This window comes from Nocardioides conyzicola (genome assembly GCF_039543825.1).
GTDB lineage: Bacteria > Actinomycetota > Actinomycetes > Propionibacteriales > Nocardioidaceae > Nocardioides > Nocardioides conyzicola.
On the sequence record NZ_BAABKM010000002.1, the window covers coordinates 2,658,258 to 2,675,588 of the forward strand.

Consider the following 17,331-nt stretch of genomic DNA (forward strand, 5'->3'; position numbering starts at 1 on the left):
GGGATTCCATGACCGACTCCACCACCCCCGTGTGGCTGGTGGTCGGGCTGGGGAATCCCGGCCCTTCCTACGCCGGCCACCGCCACAACATCGGCTACCTCGTCGTGGACGAGCTCGCGACCCGGATGGGCTCGTCGTTCCGGGCCCACAAGTCCGGCCGGGCCGACGTCGTCGAGGGCCGGCTGGGTGCGCCCGGCAGTGACGTCCCCCGCGTCGTGCTGATGAAGGCGCGCTGCTACATGAACGAGCTCGGCGGGCCGGTCAAGCAGCTCGCCTCGTTCTACAAGGTCCCGCCGGAGCGGATCGTCGCGATCCACGACGAGCTGGACATCCCGTTCGACACGATGCGGGTCAAGCTCGGTGGCGGCGACAACGGCCACAACGGCCTGCGCTCGATGCGCTCGTCGCTCGGCACCGGCGACTTCCACCGGGTGCGGGTCGGCATCGGCCGCCCGCCGGGCCGCCAGGACGTGGCCGACTTCGTGCTGTCCAACTACTCGTCGGCGGAGCAGAAGATCCTGCCGTTCCAGGTGGACACCGCGGCCGACGCCGTCGAGACGCTGGTCGCCGAGGGCCTCGAGCGGACCCAGCAGAAGTTCAACTCCTGACGTCGGGCGTCAGCACGGTCCGTACGCCGGGCTCGTCCGGCTCGGTCCAGACCCGCTCCACGTCGGCCAGCCGCTCGGTGCGGGTCGCGATCGCGATCCGTCCCGAGCCGATCTCCTCCACCAGCGCAGGCAGCTCCTCGACGTACGCCCGCGTGGAGACGGCGCCCTGGCCGTTGCCCTGGATCCGGAGGTTGGCCGACCGCAGCACCACCGAGGGCAGCTCGATCGTGGGTCCGGCCACGGACCCGATCTGGATCCAGTCGAGGGCGCGGCTGCGGTCGGAGCGCGCGCGGAGCAGGGGCACCATCGCGGCCGCAGCCGGAGCGCCCCAGAGGTAGTCGAGGACGAGGTCCACCTCGGCGGCCTGCTCGGCCAGGGCGGCGGCGGTCGCGCCGGCGTCGTCGGTGAGCGCCACGGTGGCGTCGGCACCCAGGCCCGCGAGCACCTCCGCGTTGCGCCCGGCGCCGACGACCCTGCCGGCGCCGAGGAGCCGGGCGACCTGGATCGCCATCCGCCCGGCGTTGCCGGTGGCGCCCAGGACGAGCACGGACTGACCGGGTCGGATCGGCACCCGTCGGCGCAGGGCGACCCACGCCGACATGGCCGGGTTCATGGCCGCAGCCACCTGGACGACGTCGGTGCCGTCCGGGAGCGGGACGGTGCGGCGGGTGTCGACGACGGTCTGCTCGGCCATCGAGCCGGGGAGGTCGTCGTCGGCCACGAAGTAGACGACCCGGCCCTCGGTCGTCCGGCCGACGCCGTCGATGCCCGGGACCATCGGGAGCCGTCCGGTGCTCGAGTAGTGACGGCCGGAGGCGCCGCTGCGGACGCGCGGGTGCAGCCCGGTCGCGAGCACGTCGACGACCGCCTGGTCGGGATCCGCGGGCGCGGGGAAGTCGAACGCCTCGTAGCGGGGCGGGTGGTCGAACGAGCTGACGACGGCGGCACAGGTCTGCATGGCGATTCCTCCAGGAAATAAAGGTTCGTGATACGAACTAATGTAGTTCGTGACGCAAACCATTTCAAGTAGACTGTCGCCGTGACCGACCCGACGGACGAGCTCGACCTCGTCGACGCCCTCGCCCAGCTGTCGTTCCTCGTGCAGGGCGTCTTCGCGGGCCTCGCCGCCGAGCACGACATGTCGCCGATCCAGGCGCGGCTGCTGGGGGTGCTCCGCGACCGCGAGCCGACGATGAACGAGCTGGGGCGCCACCTCGGGCTCGACAAGTCCAGCATCAGCGGCCTGGTCGACCGGGCTCAGCGTCGCGGTCTCGTCGAGCGCACCGTGAGTGCCGACGACCGGCGGGTCGTCCACGTGTCCCTGACGCCGGCCGCCCGCGCGACGGTGGCGGCGGCCGCTGCTGCGTTCGCCGAGCGGATCGAGGCGCTGACCGCCGACGTGTCCGAGTCGGACCGGCGGGCGCTGGTGCGTGCCACCCGCCGCATCCTCGACGCCGACCCGGCCTGGCTAGGGTGACCGGCATGACCTTCGCCCCTGGAGCCCCGCCTGCCGCTGCCGCGTCCGACGACCACGCGCTCGCCGCCTGGCTGGCCACGGTGGCCGGTGAGCGGCTGCTCGAGGTGCGCGCTGAGGGCCTCGAGGGCCGCGAGCTCAAGGACGCCGGCGACCGCGCTGCCCATGAGCTGCTGATGGAGCTGCTCGCCGAGCACCGGCCGGGCGACGCCGTCCTCTCCGAGGAGGGCAAGGACGACAAGGCGCGGCTGACCAACAGCCGGGTGTGGATCGTCGACCCGCTCGACGGCACCCGCGAGTTCTCCGAGGTGCCGCGCGACGACTGGGCCGTGCACGTGGCCCTGTGGCAGGACGGCGACCTGACGGCCGGAGCCGTCGCGCTCCCGGCGCAGGGTGAGACCTTCGACACCGGCCGACCGCCCGTCGTACCTCCCACCACGGCGGCCCGGCCCCGGATCGCGGTCTCCCGCAGCCGACCGCCGGAGTTCGTGCACGGCCTGGCCGAGGAGATCGACGCCGAGCTGGTGCCGATGGGCTCGGCCGGGGTCAAGGTCATCTCGGTCGCGCGCGACATCACCGACGCCTACGTGCACGCCGGCGGCCAGTACGAGTGGGACTCGGCGGCCCCCGTCGCGGTCGCCCGCGCCGCCGGGCTCTTCACGTCCCGGATCGACGGGTCGGCGCTCGAGTACAACCAGGACGACGTCTACCTGCCCGACCTGATCGTCTGCCGTCCCGAGCTGGCCGAGCGGATCCTGGAGTTCGTCCTGCGCCACGGCATCGAGTAGCCGGGCACGGTGGTCGTCAGTCGACCGGTGACCGCCAGTCGACCTGGTGCGCCACCGCGACGGCGGCGATCTGGGAGGACACGCCGAGCTTGGCGAGGATCGACTTCACCTGGGTCCGGACCGTCGCCTCGGAGACGACCGAGAGCGTGGCGATGTCGCGGACCGTGCGACCGTGCGTGAGGTGCCCCAGGATCTCGGACTCGCGGACGGTCAGCTGGTTGAACTTCGTCCGCAGCACCTGCTCCTGCACCCGGTTCTCGTGCCACCGGCGGATGAGGTCCTGACGCTCCGTGGCCTGCAGGACGGGCAGGCCGTCGCCGAGGCGCCGAAGGGTGGCGACGATCTCGTTGAGGGGCATCATCTTGCTGATCACCTTGCGCGCGCCGTAGCGCATGCACTCGCCCCAGCGGGCCTGGTCCTCGTCGGCCGTGACGACGACCACCGCGGCGCCGCTCTGCACGAGTGACGGGATCAACCGGGCACCGTCGCCGAAGGCTCCGAGGTCGAGGTCGAGGACGACGACGTCCGGGCGGGTCCGGCAGACCATGGTGAGCAACCGCGCCGACCTCGCGGGGTTCGTCGGCAGCTCTGCCTTCTGCACGTCGTGGCCGCTCGTCGTCAGCGCGAGGTCGAGGCACTCGGCGAAGAGTGCGTGGTCGTCGAGGATCAGCACGCGCAGCCGGCAGCGGCTGCGTCCGGTCCGTGCGGTCCCGGCTGGCCGGGTCGGTGCCACCGCGGTGGCCGCTCCACGCAGGTCAGGGGTGGGCTGGTGGTCGAGGTTCATCGTCTGCGTCGTCACAGGCGTCACCCTGCGCGGCGGCCGCTGCGAGGCGTCAGGTAATCCAGAGCCGGATACCACATTTTGGGGGCACCGGTCCACGCGCCACGCCTGTGGGGGCCGAGAAGACGGCGAGCGCCGATCACGCAGGGAGGGTCCGATCGGCATCATCGAGCCCGGGAGCCGACTCCGTGAGGACGTCCTCCCTCAGGCTGCCCTTCCACTCGAAGAAGCGGTGGTCGGTGGCGGGGCACCGGAAGGTCCCGCCCGCCACCCGTTCCAGGGGTACGCCGGCTCGTCCGACCCAGCCGATCTGTCGGGCGGGGACACCTGCGACCAACGCGAAGTCGGGCACGTCGCGCGTCACGACCGCGCCCGCGGCCACCGTCGCCCACCGCCCGATGCTGACGGGGGCGATGCACACCGCCCGCGCGCCGATCGACGCGCCCTCACCCACGTGGACGCCGACCGGCTCCCAGTCCTCGGCGGACTTCAGCCGGCCGTCCGGGCAGACAGCGCGCGGGAAGCAGTCGTTGGTGAAGACGACGGCCGGGCCGATGAACGCACCGTTCTCGACGAACGCCGGCTCGTAGACCAGCGCGTGGTTCTGGATCTTGCACCGATCGCCGATCACCACTCCGGGGCCGATGTACGCGCCGCGGCCGATCACGCAGCTCTCGCCGACGATGGCGTTCTCCCGGATCTGGGCGAGGTGCCACACCACGGTGTCCGGTCCGACGACGGCGAGTTGGTCGACGTCGGCCGAGGGCTGCACGCGGGGTGGAGGTGTGACGGACATGGTGCCGATTAGAGAACGCCGGGGCCGGGCCGATGAGCGGTGGCGTGCACGACTACCCAATAGTCGGGACGGCTCAGCTGACCGTGGCGGGGGTGAGCCGACCCTGGTGCGCGGCGGCCCAGGCCGGGACCTCGTCTCCGATCAGCGCTCCCCACAGCGCTCGGGCGGGCCGGCGTGCGGCGTACACGACGCTCTGTCCCCCCTCGGTGCCGAAGCCCGCGACCGGCATCGTGAGGTAGGTCAGGTCGGCCGTCGTGAAGCTCCGCATCGAGATCACCAGCGCGACCATGTCCTGGGTCGACCAGTCGCTGTCGACGGACAGGTGCTGGCTGACGGTGTCGAGGAACCGGTAGAGCATGCGCGGGTCCTTGCGCATCTCCTGGTGCAACGCGTCCTGCATGAGGGTGCGCAGCACGACCTGCTGCCGCTCGATGCGGCTGAGGTCGCCGAGCGGCAGGCCGTGTCGCTGGGCGACGTAGTCCAGCGCCTGGGCCCCGTCGAGATGGTGCTCCCCGGCTGTCCAGGTGACGTCGTGCACCGGGTCGGTGACGGTGTCGGGAACGGTCACGGTGATCCCGCCGACGGAGTCGACCAGGGCCTCGAACCCGGACCAGTCGACGACGGCGAGGTGGTCGATCCGCACGTTGGTGAGCAGCTCCACGGTGGCGATCGCCAGCGACGGCCCTGCGAACGAGAAGGCGGCGTTGATCTTGGCCATGCCGTAGCCCGGCACGTTGACCCAGGTGTCCCGCGGGATCGAGACGACCGCCGCCGAGCGTCGGTCGGCGGAGATGTGGAGGATCATCAGCGCGTCGCTGCGCTGGGCCCCGAGCACCCAGGAGGGTGCCCTCGCGCCACTGCCCGTCGTCGGGACGTCGGAGCGTCGGTCGGTGCCGACGACGAGGATGTTGACCGCATCGCCGGCGGGACCCGCAGGTCGGCTCGGTCGGTCCGCGAGGCCCTCGAACACCCCCGGGATCCGGGTGACGTTCGACGAGAGGTGGTGCTCGAGGTAGGCGAGCATCGCGACCGGGACCAGCGCCAGCAGCATCAGGCACACCAGCAGGCCGACCAGAGCCTTCCGGACGTTGTGCCGCTCGGTCCGTACGCCGTCGTGCTGGTTCCCCCTCATGGGCCCATGAAGCGCCGCCCCCATGCCTCGCTGGGCGTCTGCGCCCGCGGATACCCAGGTTGGGGGAACCGGTCAACGAGATCGCGGTAGTCGGGCCGGCACTCGTCATCCTGGGAGTGCGGGGATCGGACGGGCCGGGGGGTCGGCCGCCGATCCCCGCCCATCAAGGGGGTTCACGTGACGGTTGCATCAGTCGGGTCCCAGCGCCTTCGCCGGATGCTGGTCGACTCGCCGACCTCGGTAGGTGCGCGGCGGCGCGCGCGGCGCTGGGAGCTGGTCGCCGAGCGGTTCCCCGACCTGTCCCGCATGGAGGTCGTCGACCTCGGCGGCACCGCCGAGGCGTGGCGGCGAGCCCCGGTCCGCCCGGCGCGGGTCACGGTGGTGAACCTGTTCGAGCCCGGAGCGGCCGACGAGTCCTGGATCGTGCCCGTGACCGGCGACGCCTGCGCCGCCAGGGAGGCGCTCAGGACCGCCGGCCAGGGTCAGCGCTACGACCTGGTCTTCTCGAACTCGCTGATCGAGCACGTCGGCGGGCACGCCCAGCGGGCCGCCCTGGCCGCCGAGGCCAGGGAGCTGGCGCCGCGCCACTGGGTCCAGACGCCCTACCGCTACTTCCCGGTAGAGCCGCACTGGCTGTTCCCCGGCCTGCAGTTCCTCCCGATGGGCCTGCGCGCACGGGTCGCCGCGGCGTGGCCGATGGCGCACACCAAGCCGGGATCCGCCGCGCAGGCCATGTCGGAGGTGCAGTGGACCGAGCTGATCGGCGTCGCGGAGCTCAGGGCCTACTTTCCCGGCTCGCAGATCCTGCGGGAGCGGGCGTTCGGTGTCACCAAGTCGATCGTCGCCGTCGCGGACGGACCCTAGGCAGGCCCCGGGGGCTGGGTCACTGGCTGCGCACCACGCGGCCGTCCTCCCACCGGTTGCCGGTCCACTCGTTGCCGACGCCGCTGCGCCGGAACGACGTCACGGGGCCCCAGACGCCGCACTTGCGGTTGGTTCCACGCTGGAAGACGTTGTCCTTGACGACGACGTACGACGGGTCGTCACCGTGCGGCTTGTCGGGGTTGTAGCCCGCATGCATGCAGTAGGAGATCCCGGTCGAGTTCGCGACGAACAGGTTGTGGATCACGCGCACGTGCCTGATCGGGTCGAAGTCACCGAAGAGGGACAGGTCGGCGGTGCAGCCACCGTCGGTGCTGTTCACCTGAGGGGTGCACGCCAGCCGGTTGTGGCGCAGCACCATCCGGCTGCCGCCGTTCGAGATGAAGGCGTTGTTGTGGTAGCTCTCGCCGGCCGGGTTGTACTGGGCGTGCAGCCAGGAGCGGATGACGCGGCAGTTGCCGGCGCAGTGGAAGCTGTGCTGGGCGCCGGTCACCTCGACCCTGCGCGCGGTGATGTTGTAGCCCCAGATGGCGCCGTCGCTCCACCGGCCGCCGTCAACGGTCGACCGGATCAGGGTCACGGCGCTGTCGCCGCCGTCCGTCGCGTCGACGCGGGGGAGCAACGAGCGCCGGATCTCGACGCCGGGCGCACGCACCAGGATCGCGTCGCACCGGCGGGTGGCGTCGACGCCGATGATCGTCGTCGGTCGGGTGATGGTGCACGACCCGGTGTACGCGCGGAGCTTGAGCCCGGCGGGGACACCGGTGTTGTGCTTGCCGGGCCAGGCAGCCCCGGCCTTGCGGTGCGCGGTCGCCGGCGCGGCGGCGGGGGCCTGGGCGGCGGCCACCGCGGTGCGCGCCGAGGCCGGAGCCACGGTCAGGGCAGTGGGCAGCACCGTGATGGCAGCGACCGTGGCGAGTGCCGCGGCGGCCGATCGGCGGATCCGGAAGGTGGGCAGGGGGCGTCGACGGGGGGTCGGATGAGGCATGGGGGTCTTCTTCACTTCGGGGGGTCGGTCCTGGGGAGCGTTGCCCCGGCTGTGACCCGCAAACGGCGAAACCCCTCGCCAATTTTGGGTAACCGGGCGCCGGAGGGGCCTATCGGGCCCACCGGACATGGCCATCCTCGACGTGCCCAAGGGGGGCGACACAGCATTCGATCGGGGGTCATTCGTGCACGACATCGGCGGCCTGCAGGATTCAAGGGTACTGGTCACGGGCGGGGCTGGCTTCATCGGAAGTCACCTGGTCGACGGGCTGCTGGCCGCCGATGTCCGCGAGGTCAGGGTGGTCGACGACTTCGTCAACGGGCGGCGCGAGAACCTCGCGGACGCGCTCGGGAACCCGCGCACGACCCTGGTCGTGGCCGACGTCCGGGACCGGGCGGCGATGGCCGCCGTCCTGGACGGCGTCGACGTGGTCTTCCACCTCGCCTGCCTCGGCGTGCGGCACAGCCTCCACGACCCGATCGAGAACCACTCGGTCAACGCGGAGGGGACACTCGTGCTCCTCCAGGCGGCTCTCGCAGCCCGGGTCCGCCGCTTCGTCCACGTCAGCTCGAGCGAGGTCTTCGGCACGGCGCAGCGGACCCCGATGGACGAGCTGCACCCGACCTGGCCCGAGACGGTGTACGGCGGGGCGAAGCTCGCCGGCGAGGCGTACGCGCGGGCGCACTGGCGGACCTACGGACTGCCGGTGGTCGTCGCCCGCCCCTTCAACACCTACGGACCGCGCAGCCACTTCGAAGGGGACAGCGGCGAGGTGATCCCGCGGACCATCGTGCGCTCGCTCTGCGGAGAGCCCGCGATCGTTTTCGGCGACGGCGAGCAGACCCGCGACTTCATGCACGTCTCCGACACCGCTCGCGGGCTGATCGCGCTGGCCTCGTGCGAGGCCGCGGTGGGGCGGACGGTCAACCTGGGCTCGGGGTCGGAGACCACGATCAACGACCTGGTCACCGCCATCCACTGGTCGGTCGGCCCGGACTCCGGAGGCGTCGAGCGGCTCGAGGAGCGTCCTGGCGACGTCCGCCGGCTCGTCGTCGACGACACCCTGATGCGGACGTTGACGGGGTTCCGACCGCAGGTCCGGCTCGAGGACGGCATCGCCGAGCTGGTGTGGTGGTTCGCGACCAGGCCGCAGGCGCCGCAGGAGATGCTCGAGGCGATCGAGGACAGGAACTGGGTCCGATGAGAACCACGGTCACCGACGCCGGCCTGCCCGGCGTCAAGGTCCTCGACCACGAGGTGTTCGAGGACGACCGAGGCTTCTTCTACGAGTCCCACAGCCAGCGCACCCTCCGCGAGCTCGGGATCGATCTCCGCTTCGTCCAGGACAACCACTCGCGCTCGCGCGGCGGCGTCGTCCGGGGCCTGCACTACCAGGCGCCTCCGAGCGAGCAGTGGCGACTGGTCCGCTGCCCGGTGGGCGAGATCTTCGACGTCGTGGTGGATCTCGAGGTCACCTCGCCGACCTTCGGACGGTGGCTGGGAGTCACGTTGAGCGCCCAGAACCGGCGGCAGCTGCTCGTCCCGCCCACCTTCGCCCACGGCTTCGCCGTCGTCTCCGACGTGGCCGAGGTGCAGTACAAGTGCACCCAGCTCCACGACGGCACGGCCGAACGCGCGCTCCGGTACGACGACCCGCTCCTCGCGATCGCATGGCCCGTCTCCCACCCGCTGACCTCCGTCAAGGACGCGTCGGCACCCACGCTCCGCGACTACCTCGACGATCCCGACTTCGGGCCGCTCTGGACGGCCCGGACCGAGCCCGCGACGGCCCGCTCATGATCCCGATCACGAGGCTCACGCTGGGGGAGGCGGAGGCGGCCGCGGCGGCGGACGCCGTGCGCAGCGGCTGGGTGATGAACGGTCCTCGCACCGCCGAGTTCGAGCGGTTGGTCGCCGAGTACGTCGGCGCCCGCCACGCCGTCGCCGTCAGCAGCTGCACGACAGGACTGCACCTGGCCCTGCTGGCTGCCGGGGTCGGACCAGGTGACGAGGTCGTCTGCCCGTCGTTCTCGTTCATCGCGACCGCCAACGCGATCCGCTACACCGGTGCCACCCCGGTGTTCGTCGACATCGACCCGCTGACCTACAACCTCGACCCCGACCTCGTCGAGGCCGCCATCACGTCTCGCACGAGGGTGATCCTTCCGGTGAGTCAGATCGGGCTGCCCGCAGACCTGCCGGCGTTGACGTCGATCGCCGCCCGGCACGGACTGTCCGTGGTGGAGGACGCCGCGCCGTCGCTGGGGGCGGCGATCCACGGCCGGCGCCTCGGCGCGATCTCCGACATCACCTGCTTCTCCTTCGACGCGCGCAAGATCCTGACGACCGGCGAGGGGGGAATGGTCACCACCGACGACGACGACGTGGCGGCGCACCTGCGCCTGTTGCGTGCGCACGCCGCGTCGGTGTCGACGGCCGATCGCGACCGCGCCGCCAGGATCATCCTCGAGACCTACCCCGAGGTCGGGTTCAACTACAAGATGACCGACATCCAGGCCGCCATCGGCGTCGTGCAGATGGGGCGGGTCGACGAGATCGTCGCCGAGCGCCGACGGCTCGGCCGGCGCTACGACGACCTGCTCGCCGCCGAGGACCGGGTCGCAACGCCGTACGCGCCCGTGGGCTTCGAGCACGTCTACCAGTCCTACAACGTCCGGCTGCGCACCTCGCGCAGCCAGGAGGACGTGATGCGCTCGATGCTGGAGCTCGACGTGGCCACCCGTCGCATCTTCGCGATCCACGACCAGCCGGCGTACCGGGACGTCCCGAGCCATCCCTTGCCGGCGACCGAGGCCGCTGCCGCCAGCACGATCCTGCTGCCGATGTTCGTCGGGCTGACCGACGACGAGCAGGACCAGGTCGTCGCCGCTCTCTCCAAGTGTCTCTGAACCCCACCCTCCCGGAGGTTTCGCGTGTCCACAGATCGTCTGCGGGTCGCCGTCGTCGGCGCCGGCTACTGGGGCCCCAACCTGGTGCGCAACTTCGCCGCGAGCGACGACTGGGAGCTCACAGCGGTGTGCGACCTCGACGTCGAACGCGCCCGCCGCGTGACCCAGCAGCTGCCCGACGTCCGGGTCGAGTCCAGCCTCGACGTGCTGCTGGCCGGCGACGAGGTCGACGCCGTCGCCATCGCGACGCCGGCGCGGTCGCACCACGGCATCACGCTGGCGGCGCTGCGGGCGGGCAAGCACGTCCTGGTCGAGAAGCCGCTCGCGGACACCTCCGAGCGGGGTCGCGAGATGGTCGCGCTCGCCCGGGAGCGCGGTCTGGTGCTGATGTGCGACCACACCTACTGCTACACACCGGCCGTCTCGAAGATCCGGGAGCTGGTGGCCGAGGGCGCGCTCGGAGAGATCCTGTTCGTCGACTCGGTGCGGATCAACCTGGGCTTGGTCCAGCCCGACGTCGACGTGCTCTGGGACCTCGCCCCGCACGACCTCTCGGTCTTCGACTTCGTGCTCCCCGGCGGCCTGCAGCCGCTCGGGGTCGCGGCGCACGGCGCCGACCCGCTCGGCGCCGGCAAGTCCTGCGTGGGCTACCTGTCGCTCCCGCTCGCCGGCGGCGCGCTCGCGCACGTCCACGTCAACTGGATGAGCCCGACGAAGATCCGGCAGATGGTGATCGGGGGGACCGAGCGCACCCTGGTCTGGGACGACCTCAACCTGGTCCAGCGCGTCAGCGTCTTCGACCGGGGCGTCGACCTGATCGACCGTCCGGCCAGCGGTGAGGAGCGGGCCGCGCGGACGGTCGCCTACCGGGTGGGGGACACGTGGTCCCCCGCCCTCGACGAGAAGGAAGCCCTCCGCTCGATGGTGGAGGAGTTCGCGGCGAGCATCCGGGGGCGCCGGCAGCCGCGCACCGACGGCACCGCCGGGCTGCGCATCCTCGACGTCCTCGAGGCTGCCGGCCGCAGCCTGCGCCAGTCCGGCGAGCTGCAGCCGCTCGCCCCGAGCGGCTGGCGGCACCCCGCCGTCGCGGTCGCCGGCTAAGGCGTGTCTCCCAAGGCGTCCCCAAATTGGGGCATTGGACCCGCGCTCTCCCGCGGCCGACGGGGCACACGCGCATTCTCGGATCGAGACGCCGTACGGCGTCGGTGGTTGCGGCACTCGGCGACGAGAGCCGGTCAAGGAGCAAACGGACATGGTGACTGAGACCGCAGGTCCCGCTGGGGGTCGGCCCGGGCCGATCGCGAGCGTGGTGATCCCCGCGCACGACGAAGCGGCGGTGATCGCCCGGACCCTCGCTGCGCTGGCGCGCGGCGTACGGCCGGGCACCTTCGAGGTCGTCGTCGTCTGCAACGGCTGCTCCGACGACACGGCCGCCGTGGCCCGGGAGAGCGCTCCGCTCGCCCGCGTGATCGAGATCGCCGAGCCGTCGAAGGCCCGGGCGGTCGAGGTGGGCAACCTCGCCACGTCGGTCTTCCCGCGCGTCCACCTGGACGCCGACGTCGAGCTGACCGGGCAGGACGTCCTCCGGCTGGTCGGCGCGATCGAGCGCGAGGGTCTGCTGGCGGCCGGCCCCCGGCGGGTGCAGCCGACCGACGGCTGCGCGTGGACGGTCCGCTGGTACTACGGGTTCTGGGAGCAGCTGCCGCGCGTGCGGACGGGGCTCTTCGGCCGGGGCGCGTTCGCTCTCTCCGCCGAGGGTCAGCGCCGCGTCTCCGCGCAGCCCACGATGCTCAACGACGACCTCGGCGTCGACGAGGCCTTCGTGGACGGGGAGTACCGGATCGTCGACCAGGCGCTCGTGACCGTCCGACCGCCCCGCACCCTGCGGGACCTCGTACGCCGTCGGGTGCGGGTCGCGACCGGCAACGCCCAGGCGACGTCGCTCGGGGTGCGGACCCGGGGTGCGGTGCCTCTCTCCGACGTCGGCCGGACCGCGGCCCGCAGCCCGCTGCTGGCCGCCCAGCTGCCCGTCTTCATCGGAGTCACCCTCGTCGCCCGGATCGGCGCCCGCCGAGCCGTCCGCGCGGGTGACTTCACGAGCTGGCTCAGGGACGAGAGCTCCCGTGCCTAGCGCGTCGGCCCCATCGGATCTCGGGCTCGGACAAGTCGGGGCGCTCAGCCGCCCGAGTGAGGATTCATGATGTCCACCCTGGTCTGCCACCGTCGCCTCGTCGCGATCCTGTCCGTCATCGCCGCCGTGCTCGCCCTCGCGGCCATGCCCGGCCTCGACCTCCCGGCCTACGGCGCCATCGACCCGTGCGGCGCGCAGGGGAACAAGATCTCCTGCGAGAACAGCAAGCCGGGCACGCCCCAGGAGGACTGGGACATCGACGGTGCGGGCGACGCGTCCATCCAGGGCTTCGCGACCCAGATGAGCGTCAACGTCGGGCAGAAGGTCGACTTCAAGATCGACACCGACGCGCGCAGCTACACCATCCAGATCTACCGCCTGGGCTACTACGGCGGTGACGGCGCCCGGTTCATCCAGAACGTGACGCCCTCGGCCACGCTCCCGCAGAACCAGCCGCAGTGCATCTCGGACGTCAACACCGAGCTGTACGACTGCGGCAACTGGGCCGTCTCTGCATCCTGGACCGTGCCGAGCACGGCGGTGTCCGGGGTCTACATCGCGCGGCTCTACCGCGCCGACGAGCAGGCCTCGAGCCACATCACCTTCGTGGTCCGCGACGACAGCAGCACGTCGGCCATCGTCTTCCAGACCTCCGACACCACGTGGCAGGCCTACAACGACTACGGCGGCTCGGACTTCTACGTCGGAGCGGCCCACGGCCGCGCCTACAAGATCAGCTACAACCGCCCGGTGATGACCCGGAACGGCACCGGCGGTCGCGACTTCTTCATGTCGAACGAGTACCCGGCGGTTCGCTTCCTCGAGCGCAACGGGTACGACGTGAGCTACCTGTCCGGCGTCGACACCGCACGCAGCGGTGCCCTCCTGCGCAACCACAAGACCTTCCTGTCCGTCGGGCACGACGAGTACTGGAGCGGCGCCGCGCGCGCCAACGTGGAGGCTGCCCGTGACGCGGGTGTCAACCTCGCCTTCCTCAGCGGCAACGAGGCGTACTGGCGGACCCGGTGGGAGGCATCCGCCGACAGCAGCCAGACGGCGTACCGGACCCTGGTGTCCTACAAGGAGACCTGGGCGAACGCGAAGATCGACCCGTCGGCCGAGTGGACGGGCACCTGGCGAGATCCACGCTTCGCCCCCAGAAGCCAGGGCGGGGGCGTGCCGGAGAACGCCCTGAGCGGCACCATGTACCAGGTCAACGACGACGACCTCGCCCTGACGGTGTCGGCCGCCGAGGGGAAGTACCGGCTCTGGCGCAACACCAGCCTCGCCAGCATGAGCAGCGGTACGGCGACACTCGCGCCGCACACCGTCGGCTACGAGTCCAACGAGGACGTCGACAACGGCTTCCGGCCCGCGGGGCTGGTCCGGCTGTCGACCACGGTCGGCCCGACACCACAGCTGTTGCAGGACTTCGGCAACTACCTGGTCGCCGGCACGACGACCCACCACCTGACGATGTACCGCGCCAGCAGCGGAGCCCTCGTCTTCAGCGCCGGGTCGATCCAGTGGACGTGGGGCCTCGACGAGGTCCATGACAGCCCGTACGACCCCGAGCCTGCAGACCTCCGCATGCAGCAGTCGATGGTCAACCTGATGGCGGACATGTCCGCGCAGCCGACCACCCTGATGTCGGGGCTGTTCGCGGCGACCAAGTCCACGGACACGGTCAGCCCGACCGTGACGATCTCGGCGCCCGCCGCGAACGCGGCCGTGGCCAACGGCGCGACCGTGACCGCGACCGGCACCGCCACCGACACCGGGGGCGGCCGCGTCGCCGGGGTCGAGGTCTCGACCGACGACGGCGCCACCTGGCACCCGGCGAACGGCACCACCAGCTGGAGCTACACCTACGTCCAGAACGGCATCGGCAGCACGCCGCTCAAGGTGCGGGCCGCGGACGACAGCGCCAACATCGGTGCCACGGTGACCCGCGCGCTGACGGTCAGCTGCCCGTGCAGCGTCTTCGGCACGACCACGCCCGGGACGGCGGCCGTCACCGACGCCGGTGCGGTCGAGCTCGGGCTGCGCTTCTCGCCGCAGACCGACGGCTTCGTCACGGGCATCAGGTTCTACAAGGGCACGGGCAACACCGGCAGCCACGTCGGCTCCCTGTGGAGCGCCGGTGGTCAGAAGCTGGCGACGGTGACGTTCGCCAACGAGACCGCCACCGGATGGCAGACCGCCACGTTCTCGAACCCGGTCGCGGTCGCGGCCGGCCAGACGTACGTCGCGTCCTACACCGCACCTGCGGGTCACTACGCGATGGACCAGTGGGAGTTCTCGAGCCAGGGCATCAACGCGCCGCCGCTCTCCGCGGCCGGCGGCTTCGGCAGCCAGCCCGGGGGCGTCTACGGCAACAGCGGGACGTTCCCGAACCTCAGCTACCAGGGCTCGAACTACTACGTCGACGTCGCCTTCACGACGACCGACACCTCGCCGTTGACGTTGACCAACCGGTGGCCGCTGCCGGGATCGTCGAGCGTCCCGTCGACCACGACCGTCTCGGCGACCTTCTCCAAGCCGGTCGCGGCCGGGACCCAGGGCCTGGTCCTGAAGGACCAGGCCGGGGCGACGGTGCCCGGGACCACGTCGTACAACACGACGACCCGCACCATCACCTTCACCCCGACCTCCGCGCTGAGCGGCTTCGTCACCTACACGGCGACCGTGTCCGGCTCCGACAGCCTCGGCAACGGCGTCAACAGCGCCAAGACCTGGTCGTTCACGACGGCCAAGCCTCCGGCGGCACCGGGGGTCTGCCCGTGCACGCTCTTCGACGACACGACCGTCCCGACGATGCTCGAGGCGGCCGAGGACGACCCGGTCTCGCTCGGCGTGCGCTTCACCTCCGACCAGGACGGCAGCATCACCGGGATCCGGTTCTACAAGGGCACCAACAACATCGGGACCCACACGGGCACGCTGTGGCGTGGTGACGGGACCCAGCTCGCGACCGGCACGTTCACCAACGAGTCGACCAGCGGATGGCAGGACCTGACCTTCGCGACGCCCGTGGCGATCACGAAGAACGTCGAGTACATCGCGTCCTACCGCGCCCCGCTCGGCCGCTGGTCCGCGACGCCGAACGCGTTCGCCCAGAGCAACCTGTCGAGGGCGCCCCTGCGGGTGGCGGCCGATGCCGGGATGTACACCTACGGGAGCGGCGCTCCGTCGACCCGGGCCGCGACCAACTACCTGGTCGACCCGGTCTTCCAGCCCCCGGCCCCGGCGATCGCGATCGCCTCGCAGGACCCCGCGCCCGGCGCCGTCGACGTGCCGAGGGGCTCGGCGATCAGGGCGTGGTTCACCAGCCCGCTGCAGTCCGGCTACACGATGACCGCCACCGTGGGCGGGTCACCCGTCGGCGGCTCGGTCGCGCTCAGCGCGGACGGCAAGCGGCTGACCTTCACACCCAGCGCGGCGCTGGGCCGCAACGTCGACGTGACGATGACCCTGACCGGGGTCAGGTCGACCGCGGGTGCGGTCCTCCCGACGACGTCGTGGACCTTCCGCACCGCGGACGCCGACACCGTCGACGCGCCGCAGACGATGTTCGGCTCGGAGCTGCCGCAGAACCTGGAGGCGGTCGACGACGGGTCACCCGTCGAGCTCGGCGCGGCGTTCACGCCGGCGAAGGACGGCACGGTCACGGCGATCAGGTTCTTCAAGTGGGGCGGCAACACCGGCACCCACACGGGATCCGTGTGGTCGGCATCCGGCCAGCGGTTGGCCACGGTGACCTTCACCGGGGAGACCGCGACGGGGTGGCAGACCGCCAGGCTCGCGACGCCGCTGGCGGTGACCGCCGGGACGTCGTACGTCGTGTCCTACCTGGCGCCCAACGGGCACTACGCCTACACGCAGAGCTTCTTCAGCAGCCCGTGGGTCTCCGGCGACCTGACCTCGCCCGCGACCAACAACGGTCGCTACCTCTACGGAGCCGGCGGCGGGTTCCCGACGTACTCGCACGCAGCGTCGAACTACTTCGTCGACGTGCGCTTCGTGGCCGACGCACCGGTGATCGCGGTCAGCTCCCGCACCCCGCTCGCCGGGGCCACCGACGTGCCGCGCACGACGAAGCCGTCGATGACCTTCACCGGCCCGCTGCAGAGCGGGTGGACGATGACGGCCACCAGCGGCGGGTCCCCGGTGCCCGGCAGCGCGGCGCTCTCGGCCGACCAGAAGAAGCTGACGTTCACCCCGACCGGCAGCCTGCCGGCCGACGCGGACGTCCAGGTCGCGATCTCGGGCATCACGGGCACCAACGGTGCGACCCTCGCCAACCAGAGCTGGACCTTCCACACCGAGGAGCCGCAGTCCAGCACGGCGGACGCCTCGCTGTTCGAGGGCGTCACGCCCGCGACGGTCGCGGCCGACGACGGCTCGGCGCTCACGCTCGGGACCAGGTTCACCCCGTCCGTGGACGGCACGGTCACGGCGATCCGGTTCTACAAGGGGCCGGGCAACACCGGGACCCACGTCGGTGCGCTCTGGACCGCTGGCGGGGACCAGCTCCGCGAGGTCACCTTCACCAACGAGACGGCCAGCGGCTGGCAGACCGCGCAGCTCGCGACACCGCTCGCGGTCACGGCCGGCCAGACCTACGTCGTGTCGTACCTCGCGCCGAACGGCCACTACTCGGTGACCGGCGCGTTCTTCAACCAGGCCTACACCGCTGGTCCGCTGACCGCGCCCGCCGGGGACAACGGGCGGTACCGCTACGGGTCCGACGTGGGCTTCCCGACGGGCTCCTGGAACAGCACGAACTACTTCGTCGACGTGGTCCTCCGCTACGCGACGCCATGACGGACACGGGCCGGT

At 71.6% G+C, this 17,331-nt stretch carries 15 protein-coding genes; 10 read left to right on the top strand and 5 right to left on the bottom strand.

The genetic code is table 11. The annotated features are described in order from the left end of the window. Positions 1-8: 8 nt before the first annotated feature. Positions 9-608 (top strand): aminoacyl-tRNA hydrolase, encoded by a 600-nt coding sequence (gene pth / locus ABEA34_RS16045; RefSeq protein ID WP_345522384.1) that lies wholly within the window; start codon positions 9-11, stop codon positions 606-608. On the opposite strand, the gene ABEA34_RS16050 is transcribed toward pth, so the two are convergent. Then, positions 598-1,566, bottom strand: a complete 969-nt coding sequence (locus ABEA34_RS16050) for a quinone oxidoreductase family protein (RefSeq protein ID WP_345522385.1) — start codon at positions 1,564-1,566, stop codon at positions 598-600. The genes pth and ABEA34_RS16050 overlap by 11 nt on opposite strands. Positions 1,567-1,647: 81 nt before the next feature. Here ABEA34_RS16050 and ABEA34_RS16055 point away from each other — a divergent pair, with 81 nt between their 5' ends. Continuing rightward, the gene (locus ABEA34_RS16055) at positions 1,648-2,085 is read left to right on the top strand and encodes a MarR family winged helix-turn-helix transcriptional regulator (protein WP_345522387.1); all 438 of its coding nucleotides are present in this window, start codon (positions 1,648-1,650) and stop codon (positions 2,083-2,085) included. A gap of 5 nt (positions 2,086-2,090) precedes the next feature. Further along, positions 2,091-2,870, top strand: coding sequence for a 3'(2'),5'-bisphosphate nucleotidase CysQ (locus ABEA34_RS16060; protein WP_345522388.1), 780 nt, complete (start codon positions 2,091-2,093; stop codon positions 2,868-2,870). A gap of 16 nt (positions 2,871-2,886) precedes the next feature. Here ABEA34_RS16060 and ABEA34_RS16065 read toward each other — a convergent pair whose 3' ends face one another. The 3 genes from ABEA34_RS16065 to ABEA34_RS16075 form a co-directional block, all read right to left on the bottom strand. Further along, positions 2,887-3,669 carry a response regulator gene (locus ABEA34_RS16065; protein WP_345522389.1) on the bottom strand — a complete coding sequence of 261 codons (783 nt, stop codon included), beginning with the start codon at positions 3,667-3,669 and terminating at the stop codon, positions 2,887-2,889. A gap of 121 nt (positions 3,670-3,790) precedes the next feature. After that, a complete protein-coding gene (locus ABEA34_RS16070; protein WP_345522390.1) occupies positions 3,791-4,447 on the bottom strand; it encodes an acyltransferase in 657 nt (218 codons plus the stop codon). Positions 4,448-4,520: 73 nt separating this feature from the next. Then, positions 4,521-5,579 carry an LCP family protein gene (locus ABEA34_RS16075; protein WP_345522391.1) on the bottom strand — a complete coding sequence of 353 codons (1,059 nt, stop codon included), beginning with the start codon at positions 5,577-5,579 and terminating at the stop codon, positions 4,521-4,523. Positions 5,580-5,756: 177 nt separating this feature from the next. Here ABEA34_RS16075 and ABEA34_RS16080 point away from each other — a divergent pair, with 177 nt between their 5' ends. After that, positions 5,757-6,443 carry a hypothetical protein gene (locus tag ABEA34_RS16080; RefSeq protein ID WP_345522392.1) on the top strand — a complete coding sequence of 229 codons (687 nt, stop codon included), beginning with the start codon at positions 5,757-5,759 and terminating at the stop codon, positions 6,441-6,443. 19 nt (positions 6,444-6,462) lie between these two features. Here ABEA34_RS16080 and ABEA34_RS16085 read toward each other — a convergent pair whose 3' ends face one another. Continuing rightward, a complete protein-coding gene (locus tag ABEA34_RS16085) occupies positions 6,463-7,449 on the bottom strand; it encodes a hypothetical protein (protein WP_345522393.1) in 987 nt (328 codons plus the stop codon). Between the two features lie 184 nt (positions 7,450-7,633). Here ABEA34_RS16085 and ABEA34_RS16090 point away from each other — a divergent pair, with 184 nt between their 5' ends. The 6 genes from ABEA34_RS16090 to ABEA34_RS16115 all read left to right on the top strand — a co-directional run bounded on the left by ABEA34_RS16090 (position 7,634) and on the right by ABEA34_RS16115 (position 17,316). After that, complete coding sequence (locus tag ABEA34_RS16090; protein ID WP_345522395.1) at positions 7,634-8,653, top strand: dTDP-glucose 4,6-dehydratase; 1,020 nt, start codon at positions 7,634-7,636, stop codon at positions 8,651-8,653. Continuing rightward, positions 8,650-9,249 carry a dTDP-4-dehydrorhamnose 3,5-epimerase gene (gene rfbC / locus ABEA34_RS16095; protein WP_345522396.1) on the top strand — a complete coding sequence of 200 codons (600 nt, stop codon included), beginning with the start codon at positions 8,650-8,652 and terminating at the stop codon, positions 9,247-9,249. Before ABEA34_RS16090 ends, rfbC begins: the two co-directional genes overlap by 4 nt. Further along, positions 9,246-10,358 (top strand): DegT/DnrJ/EryC1/StrS family aminotransferase, encoded by a 1,113-nt coding sequence (locus ABEA34_RS16100; protein ID WP_345522398.1) that lies wholly within the window; start codon positions 9,246-9,248, stop codon positions 10,356-10,358. The genes rfbC and ABEA34_RS16100 overlap by 4 nt, the downstream gene beginning before the upstream one ends. A gap of 24 nt (positions 10,359-10,382) precedes the next feature. Continuing rightward, a complete protein-coding gene (locus ABEA34_RS16105; RefSeq protein ID WP_345522399.1) occupies positions 10,383-11,459 on the top strand; it encodes a Gfo/Idh/MocA family protein in 1,077 nt (358 codons plus the stop codon). Between the two features lie 151 nt (positions 11,460-11,610). Further along, positions 11,611-12,489, top strand: coding sequence for a glycosyltransferase family 2 protein (locus ABEA34_RS16110; RefSeq protein ID WP_345522401.1), 879 nt, complete (start codon positions 11,611-11,613; stop codon positions 12,487-12,489). Between the two features lie 69 nt (positions 12,490-12,558). Continuing rightward, on the top strand, positions 12,559-17,316 hold the full coding sequence (locus ABEA34_RS16115; protein ID WP_345522402.1) for a DUF4082 domain-containing protein: 4,758 nt from the start codon (positions 12,559-12,561) through the stop codon (positions 17,314-17,316). The last annotated feature ends 15 nt before the right edge of the window (positions 17,317-17,331 follow it).